The organism is Yersinia thracica, from assembly GCF_902170565.1.
Classification (GTDB): domain Bacteria; phylum Pseudomonadota; class Gammaproteobacteria; order Enterobacterales; family Enterobacteriaceae; genus Yersinia; species Yersinia thracica.
In genome coordinates this window covers 1-363 of sequence record NZ_CABHXX010000062.1, presented here as the reverse complement: position 1 = coordinate 363, position 363 = coordinate 1, and the positions used below count along the sequence as shown (strand labels likewise).

Below are 363 nucleotides of genomic sequence, written 5' to 3'. Positions count from 1 at the left end.
TGTTTTTTTTTTTTTTGTTTTGGTTTTTTTTTTGTTTTTGTTTATTTGTATTGTGTCGATTTTTGGGGTGCAGGGTCTTTTTGGCTTTTTTGTCATTTGGGGGTTTGCGGTCTTCGTGTTGTTTGGTGCGGGGTGTGTCTTGTTTTTTGGGCGGTTTTTTGTTTTGTTGTGTTTAAGGGGCTGTTGGGTTGTTTGGGGTTGCTTGACATATATATTAATTTTTTGGTGTTGAGTAATCCGATGCTTTTTTTTTTTAGTTTGTTTGTTGTTCGGTATGGGGTGGCGTTGTGTTTTGGCGTTGGGGTTTTTGGTTTTGAGGAGCGCGGCCGCTTAGGTCTGGCCTTGGGTGTATGTGGGTTTGTT

At 40.2% G+C, this 363-nt stretch carries 1 protein-coding gene; it reads left to right on the top strand.

The genetic code is table 11. The annotated features are described in order from the left end of the window. The coding region (locus FTA91_RS20210) for a hypothetical protein (protein ID WP_222423185.1) at positions 1-363 on the top strand (363 nt) is incomplete at both ends.